At 67.3% G+C, this 18578-nt stretch carries 19 protein-coding genes; 11 read left to right on the top strand and 8 right to left on the bottom strand.

The window, feature by feature from the left end; translation table 11 throughout:
* Positions 1-79 precede the first annotated feature (79 nt).
* The 8 genes from panE (at position 80) to CFB39_RS27810 (ending at position 9335) form a co-directional block, all read left to right on the top strand.
* On the top strand, positions 80-1027 hold the full coding sequence (gene panE / locus CFB39_RS27845; protein ID WP_089475247.1) for a 2-dehydropantoate 2-reductase: 948 nt from the start codon (positions 80-82) through the stop codon (positions 1025-1027).
* Between the two features lie 233 nt (positions 1028-1260).
* Positions 1261-2220: an AraC family transcriptional regulator gene (locus CFB39_RS27840; RefSeq protein ID WP_089475246.1), complete on the top strand. Its 960-nt coding sequence runs from the start codon at positions 1261-1263 to the stop codon at positions 2218-2220.
* 120 nt (positions 2221-2340) lie between these two features.
* Positions 2341-3285, top strand: coding sequence for a substrate-binding domain-containing protein (locus tag CFB39_RS27835; protein ID WP_089475245.1), 945 nt, complete (start codon positions 2341-2343; stop codon positions 3283-3285).
* A 62-nt stretch (positions 3286-3347) separates the two neighbouring features.
* On the top strand, positions 3348-4868 hold the full coding sequence (locus CFB39_RS27830) for a sugar ABC transporter ATP-binding protein (RefSeq protein ID WP_089475695.1): 1521 nt from the start codon (positions 3348-3350) through the stop codon (positions 4866-4868).
* Entirely contained in the window at positions 4855-5868 is a 1014-nt protein-coding gene (locus tag CFB39_RS27825) for an ABC transporter permease (RefSeq protein WP_089475244.1), read from the top strand. Before CFB39_RS27830 ends, CFB39_RS27825 begins: the two co-directional genes overlap by 14 nt.
* Before the next feature lie 46 nt (positions 5869-5914).
* The gene (locus CFB39_RS27820) at positions 5915-7003 is read left to right on the top strand and encodes an alcohol dehydrogenase catalytic domain-containing protein (protein WP_089475243.1); all 1089 of its coding nucleotides are present in this window, start codon (positions 5915-5917) and stop codon (positions 7001-7003) included.
* A gap of 29 nt (positions 7004-7032) precedes the next feature.
* Complete coding sequence (locus tag CFB39_RS27815; RefSeq protein WP_089475242.1) at positions 7033-8580, top strand: FGGY-family carbohydrate kinase; 1548 nt, start codon at positions 7033-7035, stop codon at positions 8578-8580.
* Positions 8577-9335 carry an SDR family oxidoreductase gene (locus CFB39_RS27810; RefSeq protein ID WP_089475241.1) on the top strand — a complete coding sequence of 253 codons (759 nt, stop codon included), beginning with the start codon at positions 8577-8579 and terminating at the stop codon, positions 9333-9335. The genes CFB39_RS27815 and CFB39_RS27810 overlap by 4 nt, the downstream gene beginning before the upstream one ends.
* 70 nt (positions 9336-9405) lie before the next feature.
* On the opposite strand, the gene CFB39_RS40355 is transcribed toward CFB39_RS27810, so the two are convergent.
* The 6 genes from CFB39_RS40355 to CFB39_RS27785 form a co-directional block, all read right to left on the bottom strand.
* Positions 9406-9546, bottom strand: coding sequence for a hypothetical protein (locus CFB39_RS40355; RefSeq protein WP_174972170.1), 141 nt, complete (start codon positions 9544-9546; stop codon positions 9406-9408).
* Positions 9547-9749: 203 nt separating this feature from the next.
* On the bottom strand, positions 9750-10334 hold the full coding sequence (locus CFB39_RS27805; protein WP_089475240.1) for an NTP transferase domain-containing protein: 585 nt from the start codon (positions 10332-10334) through the stop codon (positions 9750-9752).
* A 103-nt stretch (positions 10335-10437) separates the two neighbouring features.
* Positions 10438-11157 (bottom strand): M15 family metallopeptidase, encoded by a 720-nt coding sequence (locus tag CFB39_RS27800; RefSeq protein ID WP_089475239.1) that lies wholly within the window; start codon positions 11155-11157, stop codon positions 10438-10440.
* A 291-nt stretch (positions 11158-11448) separates the two neighbouring features.
* Positions 11449-12132, bottom strand: coding sequence for a Fe2+-dependent dioxygenase (locus CFB39_RS27795; RefSeq protein ID WP_089458582.1), 684 nt, complete (start codon positions 12130-12132; stop codon positions 11449-11451).
* Positions 12129-12896, bottom strand: coding sequence for a tetratricopeptide repeat protein (locus tag CFB39_RS27790; protein WP_089475238.1), 768 nt, complete (start codon positions 12894-12896; stop codon positions 12129-12131). Before CFB39_RS27790 ends, CFB39_RS27795 begins: the two co-directional genes overlap by 4 nt.
* 3 nt (positions 12897-12899) lie before the next feature.
* Complete coding sequence (locus CFB39_RS27785) at positions 12900-15143, bottom strand: TonB-dependent siderophore receptor (RefSeq protein WP_089475237.1); 2244 nt, start codon at positions 15141-15143, stop codon at positions 12900-12902.
* Positions 15144-15465: 322 nt separating this feature from the next.
* On the opposite strand from CFB39_RS27785, the gene CFB39_RS27780 reads away from it, so the two are divergent.
* Together CFB39_RS27780 and CFB39_RS27775 are read left to right on the top strand one after the other, a co-directional pair.
* The gene (locus CFB39_RS27780; protein WP_089475694.1) at positions 15466-15705 is read left to right on the top strand and encodes an Arc family DNA-binding protein; all 240 of its coding nucleotides are present in this window, start codon (positions 15466-15468) and stop codon (positions 15703-15705) included.
* A complete protein-coding gene (locus tag CFB39_RS27775; protein WP_089475236.1) occupies positions 15702-16121 on the top strand; it encodes a type II toxin-antitoxin system VapC family toxin in 420 nt (139 codons plus the stop codon). The genes CFB39_RS27780 and CFB39_RS27775 overlap by 4 nt, the downstream gene beginning before the upstream one ends.
* A 112-nt stretch (positions 16122-16233) precedes the next feature.
* Here CFB39_RS27775 and CFB39_RS27770 read toward each other — a convergent pair whose 3' ends face one another.
* Positions 16234-17529 carry an aspartate carbamoyltransferase gene (locus tag CFB39_RS27770; RefSeq protein ID WP_089427078.1) on the bottom strand — a complete coding sequence of 432 codons (1296 nt, stop codon included), beginning with the start codon at positions 17527-17529 and terminating at the stop codon, positions 16234-16236.
* Positions 17530-17761: 232 nt separating this feature from the next.
* Here CFB39_RS27770 and CFB39_RS27765 point away from each other — a divergent pair, with 232 nt between their 5' ends.
* Positions 17762-17896 (top strand): entericidin A/B family lipoprotein, encoded by a 135-nt coding sequence (locus CFB39_RS27765; RefSeq protein ID WP_006485835.1) that lies wholly within the window; start codon positions 17762-17764, stop codon positions 17894-17896.
* A 99-nt stretch (positions 17897-17995) separates the two neighbouring features.
* Here the strand turns inward: CFB39_RS27765 and CFB39_RS27760 are convergent, their stop codons facing one another.
* Positions 17996-18544, bottom strand: a complete 549-nt coding sequence (locus tag CFB39_RS27760; RefSeq protein ID WP_089475235.1) for a permease — start codon at positions 18542-18544, stop codon at positions 17996-17998.
* Positions 18545-18578: the final 34 nt, after the last annotated feature.

Below are 18578 nucleotides of genomic sequence, written 5' to 3'. Positions count from 1 at the left end.
GGGGCGATGGCGTGTGCGCCGCATGTCCGCCACAGCGGCTCGGCGGCGCGGCGGCGAATGAAACCGAAAGGAGGCAACGATGCGAATTCTGGTGGTAGGGGCCGGCGCGGTCGGCGGGTATTTCGGCGGCCGGCTGGCCGCGGCGGGGCGCGACGTGACGTTCCTGGTGCGCGACGGCCGCGCGGCCGCGCTGGCGCGCGACGGGCTGCTGATCCGCAGCCCGCGCGGCGACCTGACGCTCGCGAACGTGCAGACCGTGCGCGCGGGCGATGCGGGTGCCGGCGTCGCGCCGTTCGACCTCGTGCTGCTGAGCTGCAAGGCGTACAGCCTCGACGATGCAATTCAGTCGTTCGCGCCGTTCGTCGGCCCGCAGACGCTGATCCTGCCGATGCTCAACGGGATGCGTCATCTCGACGTGCTGCGCGACCGGTTCGGCGCCGCGCAGGTGCTCGGCGGGCTGTGCGTGATCGCGGCGACGCTCGATCGCGAGCAGCGCATCGTGCACCTCAACGACACGCACGGGGTCACCTTCGGCGAACTCGCGGGCGGTGAATCGCCGCGCGTGCGCGCGGTGGCCGACGTGCTCGGCGGCGCGGGGTTCGATGCGACGCTCAGCGACAACGTGGTCGCGCGGATGTGGGAAAAATGGGTGTTCCTCGCGACGCTCGCCGCGAGCACGTCGCTGTTCCGCGGCTCGGTGGGCGACATTCTCGCCGCGCCGGACGGCCGCCGCCTGCTCGAGACGATGCTCGGCGAATGCAGCGCGATTGCCGAGCACAACGGCCACCGGCCCGAGCCGGCCGCCATCGAGCGGATGCAGCGGATGGTGCTGACGCCGTCGCCGCTGACCGCGTCGATGCTGCGCGACGTCGAGAACCATGCGCGTGTCGAGGCCGATCACGTGATCGGCGACCTGCTTGCGCGCCGCGACCCGCAGGCGGCCGATACGCTGTCGCTGCTGCGGATCGCGTACAACCACCTGAAGGCATACGAAGTGCGGACGGCGCGCGAGCACGCGGCCGCGTAAGCACCGGAGCGGGCGGCCGTCCGGCCGTTCCGCGCTGCACAAATTTGTCGTCCGGCGCCCTGTGCGGCCGGAATGCGCAAAAAAGTATCGGAAATCAGGCGTAAAGTTGGTGGAGCCGCGCGCTCGATCGACCTACATTGCTTCCCATGCGACCGGTCGCGTCGCCGTGTGAAATACGCGGCGCACGCGCGCAACGAACCGGCCAGCGAGACATGGGAATGGAGACGCCAACCATGATGCACCCCGATCTGGAAGTGGTCGACGTGCGACGCGACGAGTCGTTCAAGGTCTGGTCGCACGGCTATCCGTATCGCACGATCCGCTGGCACTTCCATCCCGAATTCGAACTGCACCTGATCGTCGCGACGCGCGGCAAGTATTTCGTCGGCGACCACATCGGCTCGTTCGGCCCCGGCCATCTCGTGCTGCTCGGCCCGAACCTGCCGCACAACTGGGTCAGCGACATGGCTGAAGGCGAAACCGTCGAGCGCCGCAATCTCGTGATCCAATTCGACCCGGCGTTCGTGCGCCGTTGCATGGACGCGTTTCCCGAATGCCGCGATGCGCAGGCGCTGCTTGACGATGCGCGGCGCGGGGTCGGCTTCGACGCGGCCACCAGCGCCGCGATCGCGCCGCTGTTCGACGAACTGCTGGCCGCGCGCGGCATGCGCCGCATCGCGCTGTTCATGACGATCCTCGAACGGCTTTGCGGGGCGGCCGAACGCACGCTGCTCGCGAGCCCCGCGTACGACCAGGCCGACGTCACGCCCACGCGGCTCAGCCATGCGCTGTCCTACATCGGCAAGAACCTTGCGTCCGAGCTGCGGGAAGCCGATCTCGCGCAACTGACCGGGCAGAGCGTCAGCGCGTTCTCGCGCGCGTTCCACCGCCAGACGGGCATGCCGTTCGTGCAGTACGTGAATCGTCTGCGGATTGAGTCCGCGTGCCAGATGCTGCTCGCCGACGACGCGAACATCACCGATATCTGCTTCCAGGCCGGCTTCAACAACGTGTCGAACTTCAACCGCCAGTTCCGCGCGGTGAAGGGGATGGCGCCGTCCGAATTCCGCGCGCTGCAGCGCCTGAATGCGCGCAGCCGCGAGCTCGCGCTGCACGCGGCGCCCACCGGCAATCCGCTGCCGCCGCGTGTCGTCACGGCCGGCCTCCCCGAGCTCGCGCCGCAGCCAGGATGATCGCGGGGCCGCGGCCCGCCTGACTTTCCCGACCGTTTCACCCAGCGCAATCGCGTCGCCCACGTCGCGAGGGGCGCGTTCACCCACGAAAAAGCCGCACACATAACCGGAGACACCGTCATGACGCATGCATTGCCCGCTTCATTCCCCCGTCGCGCCGCCCGTATGGCGGTGATTGCCGCGCTCGCCGTCGCGGCCTGGCTGCCCGCTGCCGCCGTGCAGGCCGCACCGCTGCGCATCGGCATGACGTTCCAGGAGCTGAACAACCCGTATTTCGTGACGATGCAGAAGGCGCTGAACGACGCCGCTGCGTCGATCGGCGCGCAGGTCGTCGTCACCGACGCGCATCACGACGTCAGCAAGCAGGTGAGCGACGTCGAGGACATGCTGCAGAAGAAGATCGACATCCTGCTCGTGAACCCGACCGATTCGACCGGCATCCAGTCGGCGATCACGCAGGCGAAGAAGGCCGGCGCGGTGGTGGTGGCCGTCGACGCGAACGCGAACGGCCCGGTCGATTCGTTCGTCGGCTCGAAGAACTACGACGCGGGCGTGATGTCGTGCGACTACCTCGCGAAGGCGATCGGCGGCAGCGGCGAAGTGGCGATCCTCGACGGCATTCCGGTCGTGCCGATTCTCGAACGCGTGCGCGGTTGCAAGGCCGGGCTCGCGAAATACCCGAACGTGAAGCTGGTCGACACGCAGAACGGCAAGCAGGAGCGCGCGACTGCGCTGTCGGTCACGGAAAACATGATCTCCGCGCATCCGAACCTGAAGGGCATCTTCAGCGTGAACGACGGCGGCGCGATGGGCTCGCTCGCCGCGATCGAGAGCTCGGGCAAGGACATCAAGCTGACGAGCGTCGACGGTGCGCCCGAGGCGATCGCCGCGATCCAGAAGCCGAATTCGAAGTTCATCGAGACGACCGCGCAGTTCCCGGCCGACCAGGTGCGCATCGCGCTCGGCATCGCGATCGCGCGGAAGTGGGGCGCGACGGTGCCGAAGGCGATTCCCGTCGACGTGAAGGTGGTCGATCGCGGCAACGCGAAGGGCTTCAGCTGGTGAACGACGTGCGATGCGACGCGAGGCGCGGCGGCACGGCCGGCGCGCTTCGCACGGAGAAGCCGATGGACACGATACTCAGGCTCAGCCACATCACGAAAAGCTTTCCGGGCGTGAAGGCGCTGTCCGACATTGATCTGGAGATTGCGCGCGGCGAGATCCACGCGCTGCTCGGCGAGAACGGCGCGGGCAAGTCGACGCTGATGAAGATCCTGTGCGGCATTCACCAGCCGGATGCCGGCACGATCGAGATCGACGGCACCGCCCGCCATTTCGCGGACTATCACGATGCGGTCGCGGCGGGCGTCGGCATCGTGTTCCAGGAATTCAGCCTGATTCCGCACCTCGACGCCGTTGACAACCTGTTCCTCGGCCGCGAGCTGCGCAACCGCTGGGGCGCGCGCGACCGCAAGCGGATGCGTCACGCGGCGGCCGCGATCTTCGCGCGGCTCGGCGTGGCGATCGATCTCGATGCGCCGATCCGTGCGCTGTCGGTCGCGCAGCAGCAGTTCGTCGAGATCGGCAAGGCGCTGTCGCTCGACGCGCGCATCCTGATCCTCGACGAACCGACTGCCACGCTCACGCCGGCCGAGGCCGAGCACCTGTTCGCGATCATGCGCGAGCTGAAGCGGCAGGGCGTCGCGATGATCTTCATCTCGCATCACCTCGACGAGATCTTCGCGGTGTGCGACCGCATCACGGTGCTGCGCGACGGCCAGTACGTGGCGACGACCGACGTCGCGCGCACGGACGTCGAGCAACTGGTACGGATGATGGTCGGCCGACGGATCGAAAGCAGCTTTCCGCCGAAGCCGGCGCGCGCGGCCGATGCGCCGCGGGTGCTGGAGGTCAACGAACTGCAGATCGAGCGCGGCGGCCCGGTGAACCGCTTCACGCTGCATGCCGGCGAGATCCTCGGCTTCGCCGGGCTGGTCGGCTCGGGCCGCACGGAAACCGCGCTCGCGGTGATCGGCGCGACGCGTGCGCACCGCAAGGACGTGCGCGTGCGCGGCACGGCGGCGAAGCTCGCCGATCCGGCCGACGCGCTGCGCGCGGGCATCGGCATCCTGCCGGAGAGCCGCAAGACGGAAGGGCTCGTCACGTCGTTCTCGATCCGCGACAACATCTCGCTGAACAACCTCGGCAAGTACCGGTCGATGCGCTGGCTGATCGACCGTCGCGGCGAGGCGCGCACCACGCACGACGTGATGCGGCGCGTCGGCGTGAAGGCGCCGTCGATCCACACCGAGGTCGCGACGCTGTCCGGCGGCAACCAGCAGAAGGTCGTGATCGCGCGCTGGCTGAACCATCACACGTCGGTGCTGATCTTCGACGAGCCGACGCGCGGCATCGACGTCGGCGCGAAAGCCGAAATCTACGGGCTGATGCGCGAACTCACCGCGCGCGGCTACGCCATCATCATGATCTCGTCCGAGTTGCCGGAAATCGTCGGCATGTGCGATCGCGTCGCCGTGTTCCGGCAGGGCCGCATCGAGGCGACGCTCGCAGGCGACGAGATCGATCCCGACACGGTCATGACCTATGCCACGGCCGGCACGCGAGGAGCGACCCATGAACCTGCCTGATTCTTCTTCCACGCCTTCCACGACGCTCGCGGCGACCGCCGGACACGGCGACGCACCGCCGCCACGCGCGAGGTGGGCGCAGCTGCGGCGCTCGACGCTGTTCTATCCGCTCGTCGGCCTGATCGTCGTGTGCATCGCGATGATGATCGCGAGCCCGAGCTTCCTGTCCGCCGCGAACCTGGAAAACGTGCTGCGCCAGGTGTCGATCAACGCGATCATCGCGGTCGGCATGACCTGCGTGATCCTGACCGGCGGGATCGACCTGTCGGTCGGCTCGGTGATGGCGCTGTCGGGCACGCTCGCGGCCGGGCTGATGGTCGCGGGCGTGAACGCGGTCGCCGCGCTCGCGATCGGCATCGCGGTCGGCCTCGGGTTCGGCTTCCTGAACGGCGTGTTCGTCGCGTTCGCGGGGATGCCGCCGATCATCGTCACGCTCGCGACGATGGGTATCGCGCGCGGCCTGGCATTGATCTATACGGGCGGCTATCCGATCGACGGCTTGCCCGACTGGGTCGCGTTCTTCGGCAGCGGCAAGGTGTTCGGCATCCAGGCGCCCGTGCTGATCATGCTGGTGATCTATGCGATCGCGTGGCTGCTTCTCGACCGGATGCCGTTCGGCCGCTATGTGTATGCGATCGGCGGCAACGAGCAGGCGACGCGGCTCACCGGCGTGCGGGTCGCGCGCGTGAAGCTGATCGTCTACACGCTGGCCGGCCTCACGTCGGCGCTCGCCGCGATCGTGCTGACCGGGCGCCTGATGAGCGGTCAGCCGAACGCCGGCGTGGGCTTCGAGCTCGACGCGATCGCGGCCGTCGTGATGGGCGGCACGTCGATCTCCGGCGGGCGCGGCGCGATCCTCGGCACGCTGGTCGGTGCGCTGCTGCTCGGCGTGCTCAACAACGGGCTGAACATGATCGGCGTGAACCCGTATGTGCAGAACGTGATCAAGGGCGGAATCATCCTGCTCGCGATCTACATCAGCCGCGAACGGTCGCGGTAACGACCGATTCATCAGTCATCCAGATCATCCACGAAAGAGACAACTCATGACGACACCCGAAGCCCTGCCGCGGATGACCGCGGTCGTCTGCCACGGCCCCGAGGACTACCGCGTCGAACAGGTCGCGAAGCCGCGCCCCGGCGCGAACGAGCTCGTGATCCGTATCGCCGCATGCGGAATCTGCGCGAGCGACTGCAAGTGCTACACGGGCGCGAAGATGTTCTGGGGCGGCCCGAGCCCATGGGTGAAGGCGCCCGTGATTCCCGGCCACGAATTCTTCGGCCACGTCGAAGCGCTCGGTGACGGCGCGGCCGAACATTTCGGCGTGACGGTGGGCGACCGCGTGATCGCCGAGCAGATCGTGCCGTGCGGCAAGTGCCGCTATTGCAAGTCGGGCCAGTACTGGATGTGCGAAGTGCACAACATTTTCGGCTTCCAGCGCGAGGTGGCCGACGGCGGGATGGCCGAGTACATGCGCATTCCGCCGACCGCGATCGTCCACAAGATTCCGCTCGGCGTGTCGCTCGAGGATGCGGCGATCATCGAGCCGCTGTCGTGCGCGATCCATACGGTGAACCGTGGCGACGTCCAGCTCGACGACGTGGTCGTGATCGCGGGCGCGGGCCCGCTCGGGCTGATGATGACGCAGGTCGCGCACCTGAAGACGCCGAAGAAGCTCGTCGTGATCGACCTGATCGACGAGCGGCTGGAACTCGCGCGCGAGTACGGTGCCGACGTGACGATCAACCCGACGCGCGACGACGCGCGCGAGATCGTCCGGTCGCTCACCGACGGCTACGGCTGCGACGTCTACATCGAGACGACCGGCGCGCCGGTCGGCGTGAGCCAGGGGCTCGACCTGATCCGCAAGCTCGGCCGCTTCGTCGAATTCAGCGTGTTCGGCGAGGATGCGACCGTCGACTGGTCGATCATCGGCGATCGCAAGGAACTCGACGTACGCGGCGCGCACCTGGGGCCATACTGCTATCCGATCGCGATCGACCTGCTCGCGCGCGGGCTCGTCACGTCGACAGGCATCGTCACGCACGACTTCGCGCTCGAGGACTGGGACGACGCGATCCGCGTCGCGAAATCGCCCGAATCGATCAAGGTGCTGCTGAAGCCGGCCCGCTGACGGCCGGCGTGCGCCTCACCGGAGACATCATGGAATACGTCATAGGCGTCGATATCGGCACGCAGAGCACCAAGGCGCTGCTCGTCGACCGGCACGGCACGATCGTCGCGCGGCGCTCGGCCGGCTACCAGCCCGATACGCCGCGCCCGCTGTGGGCCGAACAATGGCCGCAGGTGTGGTTCGATGCGGTGCTCGCGTGCATCGCGGGCTGCGTGAGCGATGCGCGCGCGCAGGGCGTGCCGGCCGATGCGATCCGCGCGGTGTGCGTGGGCAGCCTGTACGGCGGCTCGGGCATTCCGGTCGACATCGACATGCGGCCGCTCCATCCGTGCCTGATCTGGATGGACCGGCGCGCGACCGCGGAAGTCGACTGGGTCGACGCGAACGTGAACGTCGAGCGGCTGCGCGTGATCACGGGCAACGGCGTCGACAGCTATTACGGCTTCACGAAGATGCTGTGGCTGCGCGACCAGCGGCCGGACGTGTGGGCGAACGTGCGCTATTTCCTGCCGCCGAACGCGTACGTAATCTACCTGCTGACCGGCGAGGTCGCGGTCGATCACAGTTCGGCCGGCAATATCGGCGGCGTGTACGACGTCGCGCGCCGCGAGTGGTCCGACGACGCGCTCGACATGCTCGGCATTCCGGCGACGATGATGCCCGAGCGGCTCGTCGAATCGACGGACGTCGTCGGCGGGCTGCTGTCGCAATGGACGGAGCAACTTGGGCTGCCGGCCGGCACGCCCGTCGTCGCCGGCGGCGTCGATGCGGCCGTCGCGACCTTCGCGGCCGGCGCGACGCGCACGGGGCAGCATGTCGCGATGATCGGCACCAGCATGTGCTGGGGTTACGTGAGCCGGCACGTCGATGCGCGTCACGGGCTCGTCAGCATGCCGCACGTGTTCAACGGGCAGCGCGACCTCTACGTGTTCGGCGGCGCGATCACGGCCGGCGCGTCGGTCGCCTGGTTTCGCGACCAGTTCTGTCACGCGGAAATCGATGCGGCGCGCCTGCTGCCGCACGGCGATCCGCACGTGTTGCTCGAGGAAGCGGCCGAAAGCGTGCCGCCGGGCGCCGACGGCGTGCTGTTCCTGCCGTACCTGATGGGCGAGCGCAGCCCCGTGTGGGACGCGAAGGCGAGCGGTGCGTTCGTCGGGCTGAGTCTCGCGCATACGCGCGCGCACCTGTATCGCGCGGTGCTCGAAGGTGTCGCGTTCGCGTTGCGGCACAACATCGAGGCGGGCCGGCGTGGCGCGGTGGCGCTGGATGACCGGCTGATCGTCGTGGGCGGGGCCGCGCATTCGGCGCTGTGGATGCAGATCATCGCGGACGTGACGGGCTTCCCGGTGTGGACGATCGAGCAGGACGTCGAAGCCGCGATGGGGGCGGCCTTGCTCGCGGGCGTCGGGGCAGGGCTCGTGTCGCACGACGATGCGCAAGGCGGCTGGGTCACGCTCGTCGAGCGTGCACGGCCCGATGCCGGACGCGCGAAAGCGTATGCGGCGCGCTTTGCGCTTTATACGGCGCTGTATCCGGCGCTCAAACCGATCATGCACGAGTTGCACACGCCATCATGAAGACACGATTCGATTTCGGCGGTTCGCGGGTGCTCGTCACGGGGGCGTCGAGCGGGATCGGGCGCGCGTGCGCGGTCGCGCTGGCGCAGGCGGGCGCGCAGGTCGTCGCGGCCGGGCGCGACATGGCCGCGCTCGATGCGCTGGCCGGCGAGGCCGCGTGCAAGACGCTGCGACTCGACGTCGGTGGCGACGAGCACGCGATCGATGCGGCGCTCGCCGCGCACGATGCGTTCGACGGCCTCGTGAATTGCGCGGGGATCGCATCGCTCGAATCGGCGCTCGAGGTGAGCGCCGCGCATTTCGATCGCGTGATGGCCGTCAATGCGCGCGGTGCGGCGCTCGTTGCCCGGGCCGTCGCACGGAAGATGAGCGCGCGCGACGCGCGGGGCGTCGCGCAGGCGCGGGGCAGCATCGTCAACGTATCGAGCCAGGCCGCGCTCGTCGGCTTGCCCGCGCATTTGAGCTATTGCGCGTCGAAGGCGGCGATGGATGCGATCACGCGCGTGCTGTGCATCGAACTCGGGCCGCACGGCATTCGTGTGAACAGTGTGAACCCGACCGTCACGCTCACGCCGATGGCGCAGTTCGCGTGGAGCGAACCGGAAAAGCGCGCGCCGATGCTGGCTGCGATTCCGCTCGGGCGATTCGCGGAGCCGGACGAGGTCGTCGAACCGATCCTGTTCTTGCTCAGCGACGCGGCGTCGATGGTCAGCGGCGTGTCGCTGCCGATCGACGGCGGATATACGGCGCGCTAGACAACCTCATGCGGCGACGACGGCGCATGACGGGAACCCGCGATGAATGCGCGGCGCGGCAGCCCGGAGGCTAGACAGGATCCTTGCTCGGCGGTCCGTCCGGTTGCTGCGGGTTGTCGTGATGGCCGGGCGGCGACGAGAACGGATCGTCTTCCGGATCGCGGTTCGGGTCGGCCGGTGGCTCGGGCGTCGGGGTCGTGTGATCGGTCATGGAGGACTCGCGCGGTGCGTGACGGCGGTGGCGCGGCAGGGGCGCCTCGTCTCCGTTATAGCCAATCGGGTGCGCGTTTGCAGCGGGATTGTGGCGACGGGTGGTCTGTCGTCGGTGCAAGCCGCGGATGGACGAGTTTCAGCAGGAGCCCGCTGGGCGCGGCGCTGGCGCTGCTTTGCACCGCCCGCGTGGTGCGATCCCGGTCAGCGCAAATCCGCCGGTGTATCGACGTCGCGCACGATGCCGGGATCGTCGACGTCCAGCAGCGTGACCGCCGCGCTGGCGAACAGCGCGCGGGCGCCTGTGTCGCCGTCGAGGGTGGCCAGTGCATCGAAATGGTGCGCGGCGAACCCGACCGGATGGCCGCGCACGCCGTGGTGCGCGGGTGCGACGATCGACGCGTCGTCGGCGTCGAGCGCGCGCGTGACCGTTTCGTAGGTGGACGCCGCGATCCACGGCATGTCGCCGAGCGCGACGAGCCAGCCGTTGGCGTCGGGCGTCGCGCGTACGCCGGCCGCGAGGCTCGCGCCCATGCCGCGCACGGCGTCGGGCGCATAGACGACGTGGCAGCCGGCTTCGTTCAGCAGCATCGCGAGTTTTTCGGCACCGGGACGCACGACGGCGATCACGTCGGCCGTGGCCGCCGCGAGATGGCGGGCGGCCGCGACCGCAACCGGCGTGCCGTCGGGAAGCAGCGCGAGCAGCTTGCTGTGCAGGCCGCTCGGGTCGAAGCGCTGACCGAGGCCGCCCGCGAGGAGGACGCCGGTGGCGAGTGACGCATAGGACATCGGCGCGGGGGAGAGTGATGCAGGTGCTGCGATTGTGCGGGAGCGGGCAGGGATCGACAAGTGAGGATGTTACCGAGCCGGGCGCGTTTCGTCGGAAAGAATGTCAGCGTGAGGCTTCGTCGAGCATGTTTTCCTCGACGGGGCCGTAGATGGCGTGCGATTGATCGTGCATCACGGCCCAATAGCGGTCGCCGAACGACCAATGCCACCATTCCGACGGGTAATTGGTCAGGCCGGCGCCCGACAGCGCGGTGATCAGCACCTGACGGTTGCGGGCGGCTGCGCGGCTGATGAACGGGTTGTGCGTGTAGCACGCGCCGGAGGATTCCTGGTCGGTGGCGTTCATGATGCAGCCCATGTCGAGCTCGATGCCTTCTGCCGAGATCAGTGTGAGGTCGACGGCTGCACCCGTTGGGTGCGCGGCGACTTCCGGCGGCGCGACGTGGTGGCTCGTCAGGGCGATCAGCGCGTCTTCGTCCGGAAGCGGATTCAGCGTGCGGCGCAGATGCGCGAGGTGTGCGGAGAAGGAGTCGCGCTGCAGGGCCGGCGGCCGATAGCCTTCCTTGACGTACAGGCGCAGGCCGGCGGGGAGCGCTTGCGCGGCGGCGATCAGCCGGTCCGCTATACCGCGACGCACTTTCAGGAAATGCGGGCTTCTGCTTTCGATGTCGCGGCGGCCGAGATCGACGGCAATGCGTGCATGGAAACCTGCGAGATCGACAAACCCTTCGTGCGACTCCAGCAGGGCAATGGACCGGACAACGGGATCGGAGAGCGAAATCACGATAGTGGACGAAGTGGCGCAATGACGGTTGCGGGCCACGTCCGGCTGGCAGCAGGAAGCGCGGTTGCGCGAGGCCGGGCGCTCGTGGTTGATTGGGTCAGACGAATCGCCAATATGCCAGAGTCCGGCGGAGGATGTGTCGCGGTTTCCGCTGCGGGGGCGTGAGCCTCTTATCCTCGCGTATCGATGGTCGTGCCCGCGTGGACGCCGTCGTTTCGCGTGTCGTGTGGCGGCGCCTCCCAACCGCTTTCCTCGATTGGATCGACGGGACCGTCGTAGCGCACGACCGAGCCGCGCAATACGTCCAGCGGCTGCCTTGCATATCGTTGGTTATGCATCCGCCCACTTCCTCAACAGGTTGTGATAAATCCCCGTCAACGAGATGACCATCGGATCCTTCGCGCCTTTCTCCGCGGAAAGCGCCTGAATCTGCGTATCGAGCTGGAACAGCAGCGTGCGGTCGCCGTCGTCGCGCACCATGCTCTGAATCCAGAAGAACGACGCGACGCGTGCGCCGCGCGTCACGGGCGTGACGTGATGCAGGCTCGACGCCGGATACAGCACGAGGTCGCCCGCCGGCAGCTTCGCGCGATGGGTGCCGTACGTATCCTCGACACACAGCTCGCCGCCGTCGTACGCATCGGGTTCTTCGAGAAACAGCGTCGCCGACAGGTCGCTGCGCACGCGGAAATCCGTGCCGCGCAGCAGCCGGATCGCGTTGTCGACGTGCGTGCCGAACGTCTCGCCGCCTTCGTAGCGATTGAACAGCGGCGGAAACACCTTGAGCGGCAGCGCCGCCGAGAAGAACAGCGGATGACGTGCGAGCGCGTCCTGAATCGCGTCACCCACCGCGCGTGCGGCCGGCGCGCCTTCCGGCAATTGCCGGTTGCGTTTCGCGAGCGCCGATTGCGTGCCGGACGTCGCATTGCCGTCGACCCATTCGGCCGCATCGAGCAGTTCGCGACATTGCGCGACCTGTGCTTTCGTCAGTACGCCGGGGATGTGAAGCATCATGATGCGGTGTCCATACAATGTGGCTGCGGCTGTGGTGGCAACTTCAGCGCCGCCGCACGAAACGCGTCGATCGGCGACGACGCGAGATACGCGCGCATCTTCGCGACGAACGCGGGTGTCGCGGTGGCCGGCACGCGTGCAAGCCACGCGAGCGCTTCGTCGATGCGCCCGCGCTCGGCGAGCAGCCGCGCAAGGTTGAACTGGCCGCGGAAGTCGCCGGCCACGGCGGCGCGTCGATAGTGGTCGAACGCGGCGTCGCGGTCGACCGGTACGACCCAGCCATCCTCGTAGAAGCCGCCGATCAGGTTGATCGATTTCGCATGGCCGCGCGCGGCCGCGCGCTGGAACCAGTCGAGCGCCTCGGCGCGGTTCTCGTCGACGCCGTTGCCGAGCGCGAGCGCCGTCGCGTAGTTGTACATGCCCCAGTCGAGCCCCGCCTGCGCGGCGAGCCGGTACCAGTACACGGCAACCGGCGCGCACGCGGCCGTGCCCCAGCCGAACTCGTAGCAGCGGCCGAGCATGTTCATCGCCATCGCGTGGCCGGCGCGCGCCGCGTGCCGGAACCAGTTGAACGCGGCCGCCGGATCGCGCGCGACGCCATGTCCGTCGAGCAGGTATTGCCCGTAGACGGCCTGTGCATCGACGATGCCGTTGTCGGCCGCCGCCGCGACCCACGCGGCGGCGCGCTCGGGCGGCCCGGCCAGGATGTCGGCGAACTCGCGCGGCGAAACCGATGCGAGCGCCTTCAGCGACACGGCCTCCATCGATCAGTAGCGCGCGTTCAGCGTGACGAACGCCGAGCGGCCCGGTGCGATCGACGCGTAGTGCGCCGGATACGCCTGGTCGAAGTAGGTGCGGTTGAACAGGTTGTTCACGTTCAGCTGCAGGTCGAGCTTCTTGTTGATGCGGTACTGCGCCATCGCATCGAAGCGCCAGTACGACGGCACCGCGTGCTGGTTCGCGGGATCGCCGAACACCTGCGACATGTAGAACGCGCCGCCGCCGACGGTGAACTTCGGCGTCACGTCGTAGTTCGACCACATCGTGAAGCTGTGCTTCGGCGTGTTCGGGAACCGGTTGCCGTTGTTCGCCGTGTCCTTGCCGTTGTCGCGCAGCTCGCTCTTCATGTACGTATAGCCGCCGAACAGCTGCCACTGCTTCGTGATCTGGCCCGCGACGCCGAGTTCGAGACCCTGCACGCGCTTGTTGCCGACCATCGCGTACTGGTTGTTCGGCAGCGTCACGCGCGCATTCGTCGTATCGATCTGGAACAGCGCGGCGGTCAGCGCGAGCTTGTCGTTCAGCACGTTCCACTTCGTGCCGAGCTCGATGCTGCGGTTCTTCTCCGGCGACAGCTGATCGGCGTTCGAGCCGACGCCGCCGCGGCCCGGCGTGAGCGACTGCGTTTCGCTGCCTTCGCCGAGCAGCATGCCGGCCGGCGTCGACGACGTCGCGTACGACGCATAGATGCTGCCGTTCTGCGCGGGCTTGAACACGAGGCCGGCCTGCCAGTTCACGAGCGTGTCGTCACGCGTGGTGGTCTTGCCGCCGTTGGCCTTGGTGTCGGTGAAGCGCGTCGAGTAGTCGTCGACGCGCACGCCGGCATTGACCTGCCAGCGCGGCGTGATCTCGATCGTGTCGAAGCCGTAGATCGACTTCGTCACGGTGCGCGCATACGCGTAGTCGTTGTTGCGCGTGATCGAGCCGGCCCACGGGTCGTTCGGGTTCGGCGACCACAGGCTCGTGCAGTTGTAGCCCGACGCGGCACCGATACCGTTCTGGCAGATCTTGCCGTTCGCGGCGGCGACGTTGTACGTGTCGCGCTTGCCCCATTCGCGCGACAGCTCGATACCGGTCGTGAAGCTGTGCTTGAACGGGCCGGTGCGGAATTCGCCGAACAGCTCGGTCTGGTTCGCGATGCTGTTGATTGCGCTGTTGCGGTTGTTCGCGCGCCGCCAGACCTTGCCGTTGACCACGTTGCCCTGGCTGTCGTCGGGCTGCGTCCAGATGTAGTCCTGCGTCGATTCCGTATAGCGCGTGGTGTTGCGGATCGTCAGCGACGACGTGATGTCGTGCTCGATCTTCAGCGTGCTGATGTCCGACGTCGTCTTGCGGAAATCGCGGTTGGTCAGGCCGTAGAAGTTGTGGCGGTCGACGGGCGCCGGGCCGTCGGTGGCGACGCCTTTCGGGAGGTTGAAGCCGTAGTAGTACGGGATGCCGCCGTCGGGCAGGTCGTCCGTCTGCAGGTGGTAGTAGCTCGCGACGACGCGCGTCGACGTGCCGAGGCCGAACGCGATCGACGGTGCGACGCCCCAGCGCTCGTTGTTCACCGCGTCGCGGCCGGCGACGTCGTTGTTGTGGCTCATCAGGTTCAGGCGGAACGCGGCGTGGTCGGCGAACTGCCAGTTGCCGTCGGCCGTGAAGCGGCGGTAGCGGTCGGTGCCGAGGCCCGCGCTCGCGGCGGCGGTGGTGCCGAGGTGCGGGGCCTTCGTGATCAGGTTGATGCTGCCGCCCGCGCCGCCGCGGCCGCCGTACGCGCCGTCGGAACCCTTGGTGATCTCGATGCGCTCGGTGTTGAAGATCTCGCGCGTCGTCGCACCGGTGTCGCGCATGCCGTCGACGAACATGCTGCCCTGCGTGTCGTAGCCGCGGATGAACGGACGATCGCCGAGCGGGTTGCCGCCTTCGCCGGCGCCGAACGTGATGCCGGGCACGGTGCGCAGCGCTTCGGTCAGCGTCGACGCGCCGCTGTTCTGGATCAGTTCCTGCGGGATCACGGTGACGGACTTCGGCGTGTCGACGAGCGGCGCGGTGAATTTCGCGGAAGCGGAGAAGTCGGCCTTGTAGCTGTGTTCGGCCTTGCCCTGGACCTCGATCGGCGCGAGATGGCCTTCGGTGCCGGCCGGGGCGGGCGGCGGCGTGCCGTCCGCCGCGAAGGCCGGGCTTGCGGCGAGCACGCTGCACAGGGTGGTGAATTTGCCGAGCTTCAGCTCGTCGGGACGTGACTTCATGGTGCGCTTCGACCTCGCGGTGTGGCCCCGGGGGCGGTGCGCTACGGAAGTGTGCATGCCGCCGGGAATTATTACGATTTGTTTTCAGGCGGCATTCTATGTAATTTCAACTTAAATGAGAAGCATTCGTGTTATCGCTTGTTGGGAAATTGTTGAGGAATGTGACGGGGTGGTTGTGGGGCGTGCGGGACGGTGTTGATGGCCGAAAGGCCAGGTGGGGCGGGCTTGTCGGGCGGGGTAGAGTGGTTTTGTCGCGGGGCATCAACCATGACAGCAAAGTGCCAGGATGACTGCACTGAAAGCAATCTTGGTGAGGTGCATCATGCCAGTCATTACCGTTCGAAATTTGCCCGATGAAGTGCATCGGGCGCTTCGGGTTCGCGCGGCTCAGCACGGGCGTAGCACCGAAGCGGAAGTGCGCGACATCCTCGAGCAGGCCGTTTTACCGGGCGGTCGGCTCAAGCTGGGAGCGCTGCTGGCCGAAATCGGACGGGAGGCAGGCGGCGTCGATTTCGACGTTCAGCGCGACAGGACGCCAACTAATCCGATGAGCTTTGAATGATCCTTGTTGATATGAATGTCATTTCCGAGCCGCTGCGGCGTGAGCCGAGTGCGGCCGTGGTCGAGTGGCTCGATGCTCAGAACGTCGAGACATTGTTTCTCGCCGCGATCAGTCTCGCCGAAATTCGCTTCGGCGTTGCGGCAATGCCGGAGGGGCGAAGGCGAGACTTGTTGCACGAAAGCATCGAGCAGCGCGTCGTGCCGCTGTTTCGCGGCAGGATTCTGCCGTTCGACGATGCGGCGAGCAAAGCGTATGCGAGCATTCGAGCGCGTGCGCGCGCCTCTGGCAGTGCGATCGCGCCTGCCGACGTTTTTATCGCCGCCACGGCCGAGGCGAACGGGTTGATCATTGCGACGCGCGACGTCGCGCCGTTCGAGTCGGTCGGCCTGCGGGTAATCGATCCGTGGGCGTCCTAGGCGCTGATTGCCTACCTTTCCACCGCGCGTAAAAAAAGCGCAGCCGGGCCTGCCGGGCGCGCTTTCCGTTGAACCTAGGGGCGCCTGACTGGCTCGCCCCCGCAGTTCCTTCTCAATCAACCCCGTGAAACACCGCATCCTCCGGCCCGAGATAGGCCGGCGGGCGCCACGTCGCGTCGCGCATCGAATGCTGGACGAGGTTCTCGACGCCGAGCAGCACCGCGAAGATCGCCATCCGCACCGGAATGCCGTTGTCGGTCTGGCGGAAGATCGCGAGGCGCGGGTCGCGGTTCAGGTCGACCGACAGGTCGTTCGCGCCGGGCCGGCTGTCGCGCGGCAGCGGGTGCATGATCAGCGTGTCCGGCTTGCACACCGAATCGACGAGCGCCTGGTTGATCTGGAAATCCGGCGTGTAGCCTTCGAACGACTCGTCGGTGAAGCGCTCCTTCTGGATCCGCGTCGCATAGACGACGTCCGCGCCGCGCAGCCCGGCGGCGAGATCGGTCGTCTGCTCGATCACGTGGCCGTTCGTCGCGATCTGGTCGACGATGTAGGCCGGCATCTCGAGCGTCGGCGGCGATACGAGCGTGAACTTGAGCCCGCGGTACAGCGCGAGCAGCTTGACGAGCGAGTGCACGGTGCGGCCGTACTTGAGGTCGCCGACCAGCGCGATGTGCGCGCCGTCGACGATCTTGCCGAGCCGCGAGAACTCGCGCTGGATCGTATAGAGATCCAGCAGTGCCTGGCTCGGGTGCTCGCCGGGGCCGTCACCGCCGTTGATCACGGGCAGGTTGGTCGCGCGCGCGAACTCGGCCACCGAGCCTTTCTCCGGATGGCGGATCACGAGCGCGTCGACATAGCCGGCCATCACGCGGCTCGTGTCGTAGATCGATTCGCCCTTGGCCATCGACGAGAACGTGAAGCCCGTCGTATCGCACACCGAACCGCCGAGCCGGCAGAAGGCGGCGCCGAACGACACGCGCGTACGCGTGCTGGCCTCGAAGAACAGGTTGCCGAGCACCGCGCCTTCCAGCACGCGCGAAATCTTGTGGCGGCGCGCGATCGGCTGCATCACGTCGGCCACGCGAAACAGCGCCTCGACCGATTCCCGCGAGAACTGGTCGACCGACAGCAGCTGCGGCTTGCCCTCGAAAAAGAACTGCTTGGCGAGCCCCTGATTATCTACGCTTTGCGTATAGTTGCCGCCTTCCGGTACCGAGCGCTCGACGATTTCCGACACGAAGCGTTCGACGATCTCGGGCATCCCGCGCGATTCCTGCGAATCGTCGGGCAGAAGCCAGGTATCCAGCGCGCGCCGACTCACACCGATGCGGCTGGCGAACGCTTCGCGCGTCATGTTGAGGCGGCGCATGGCGTCGCGGAGGAAGGCTTGCTGGGGAACGGTCATCGGCGGCTCCTGACGAGAAATATACGCGGTGCGTATATTAGTTCCTCGCGTGTTGAAGTCAAGGAAAATCTGCGCGAACCGGCTGTGTGGCCCGCGTGACAGGCGGCGGGTTCGGACTGGCGCGCGGCGGCCGTCTCCGTATAATCAGGTCAGGCCCCGTGCCCAGCATCTGCCGGGCGCGACGCCGCAAACGATTCGCCCGTCGGGCTTGTTGATTCCAAGGAGAATGAGAATGACGCGTACGATTGCTGCAATGCTGCTGGTGGTGACCGCCGCGCTTGCCGGTTGCAACACGGTCGCCGGTGTGGGGCAGGACATTTCGAAGGGCGGCCAGGCGATCAGCGATTCGGCTGAAAAGGCCAAGTAAGCCGACCGGTTCCGGAATGCAGAAGGCGCCGGGCCGCCCCGCGATTGCGGGGCGGCCCGGCGCCTTTTTTCGTGCGGCCGGCGCTCGATGCCGGTGGCGTCAGGCGTGCTCGACGAACGCGTAACGGCCTTCGACCTTGCGCGGCGTGAACCAGCCGTAGTCGGGGAACAGGCGGTTGCGGACGAACCAGACATAGCCCACCAGCAGGACCGTGATCGCGAGGCTCGGCAGCGCGGTCGACGGATCGCGTCCGAGCTCGGCGATGGTCTTCGGCACCTGCAGCAGCGACAGCAGGATGAACGCGTGGTACGCGCCGACACGATTGGTTGCAAAGCCCCAGATGAACAGCAGCGACAGCGGCACGGTCAGCGCGAGGAACACCAGCACGAGGCCGTTGCCGGCGCCGGTGGCGAAGAAGTAGTACGCGAGCATGAGGCTGATCGCGAGTTGCGCGATGCCGAGCGCGACCAGGATCCGGATGTGCAGCTTGTTCTTGCGGCAGCGTTCGGGATCGGGGCGCGACGCGATCAGGTGCGCGAGCACGCGATCCTTGAGCCCCTGTCCGGACAGTTCGGCCAATGCGTCGGCCTTCCTCGTTCCCGCGGACAGCAGCACCGCGATTCTTGTTTTGGCTTCCTTCCTGTTCATTGCGTGGCGGATTGTTGTGCGATGGTTGTCAAAG

The sequence above is a fragment of the Burkholderia sp. AU6039 genome, assembly GCF_002223365.1.
Taxonomy (GTDB): domain Bacteria; phylum Pseudomonadota; class Gammaproteobacteria; order Burkholderiales; family Burkholderiaceae; genus Burkholderia.
Note: the sequence above shows the minus strand (reverse complement) of the source record. Positions and strands in the feature narration are given on the sequence as shown.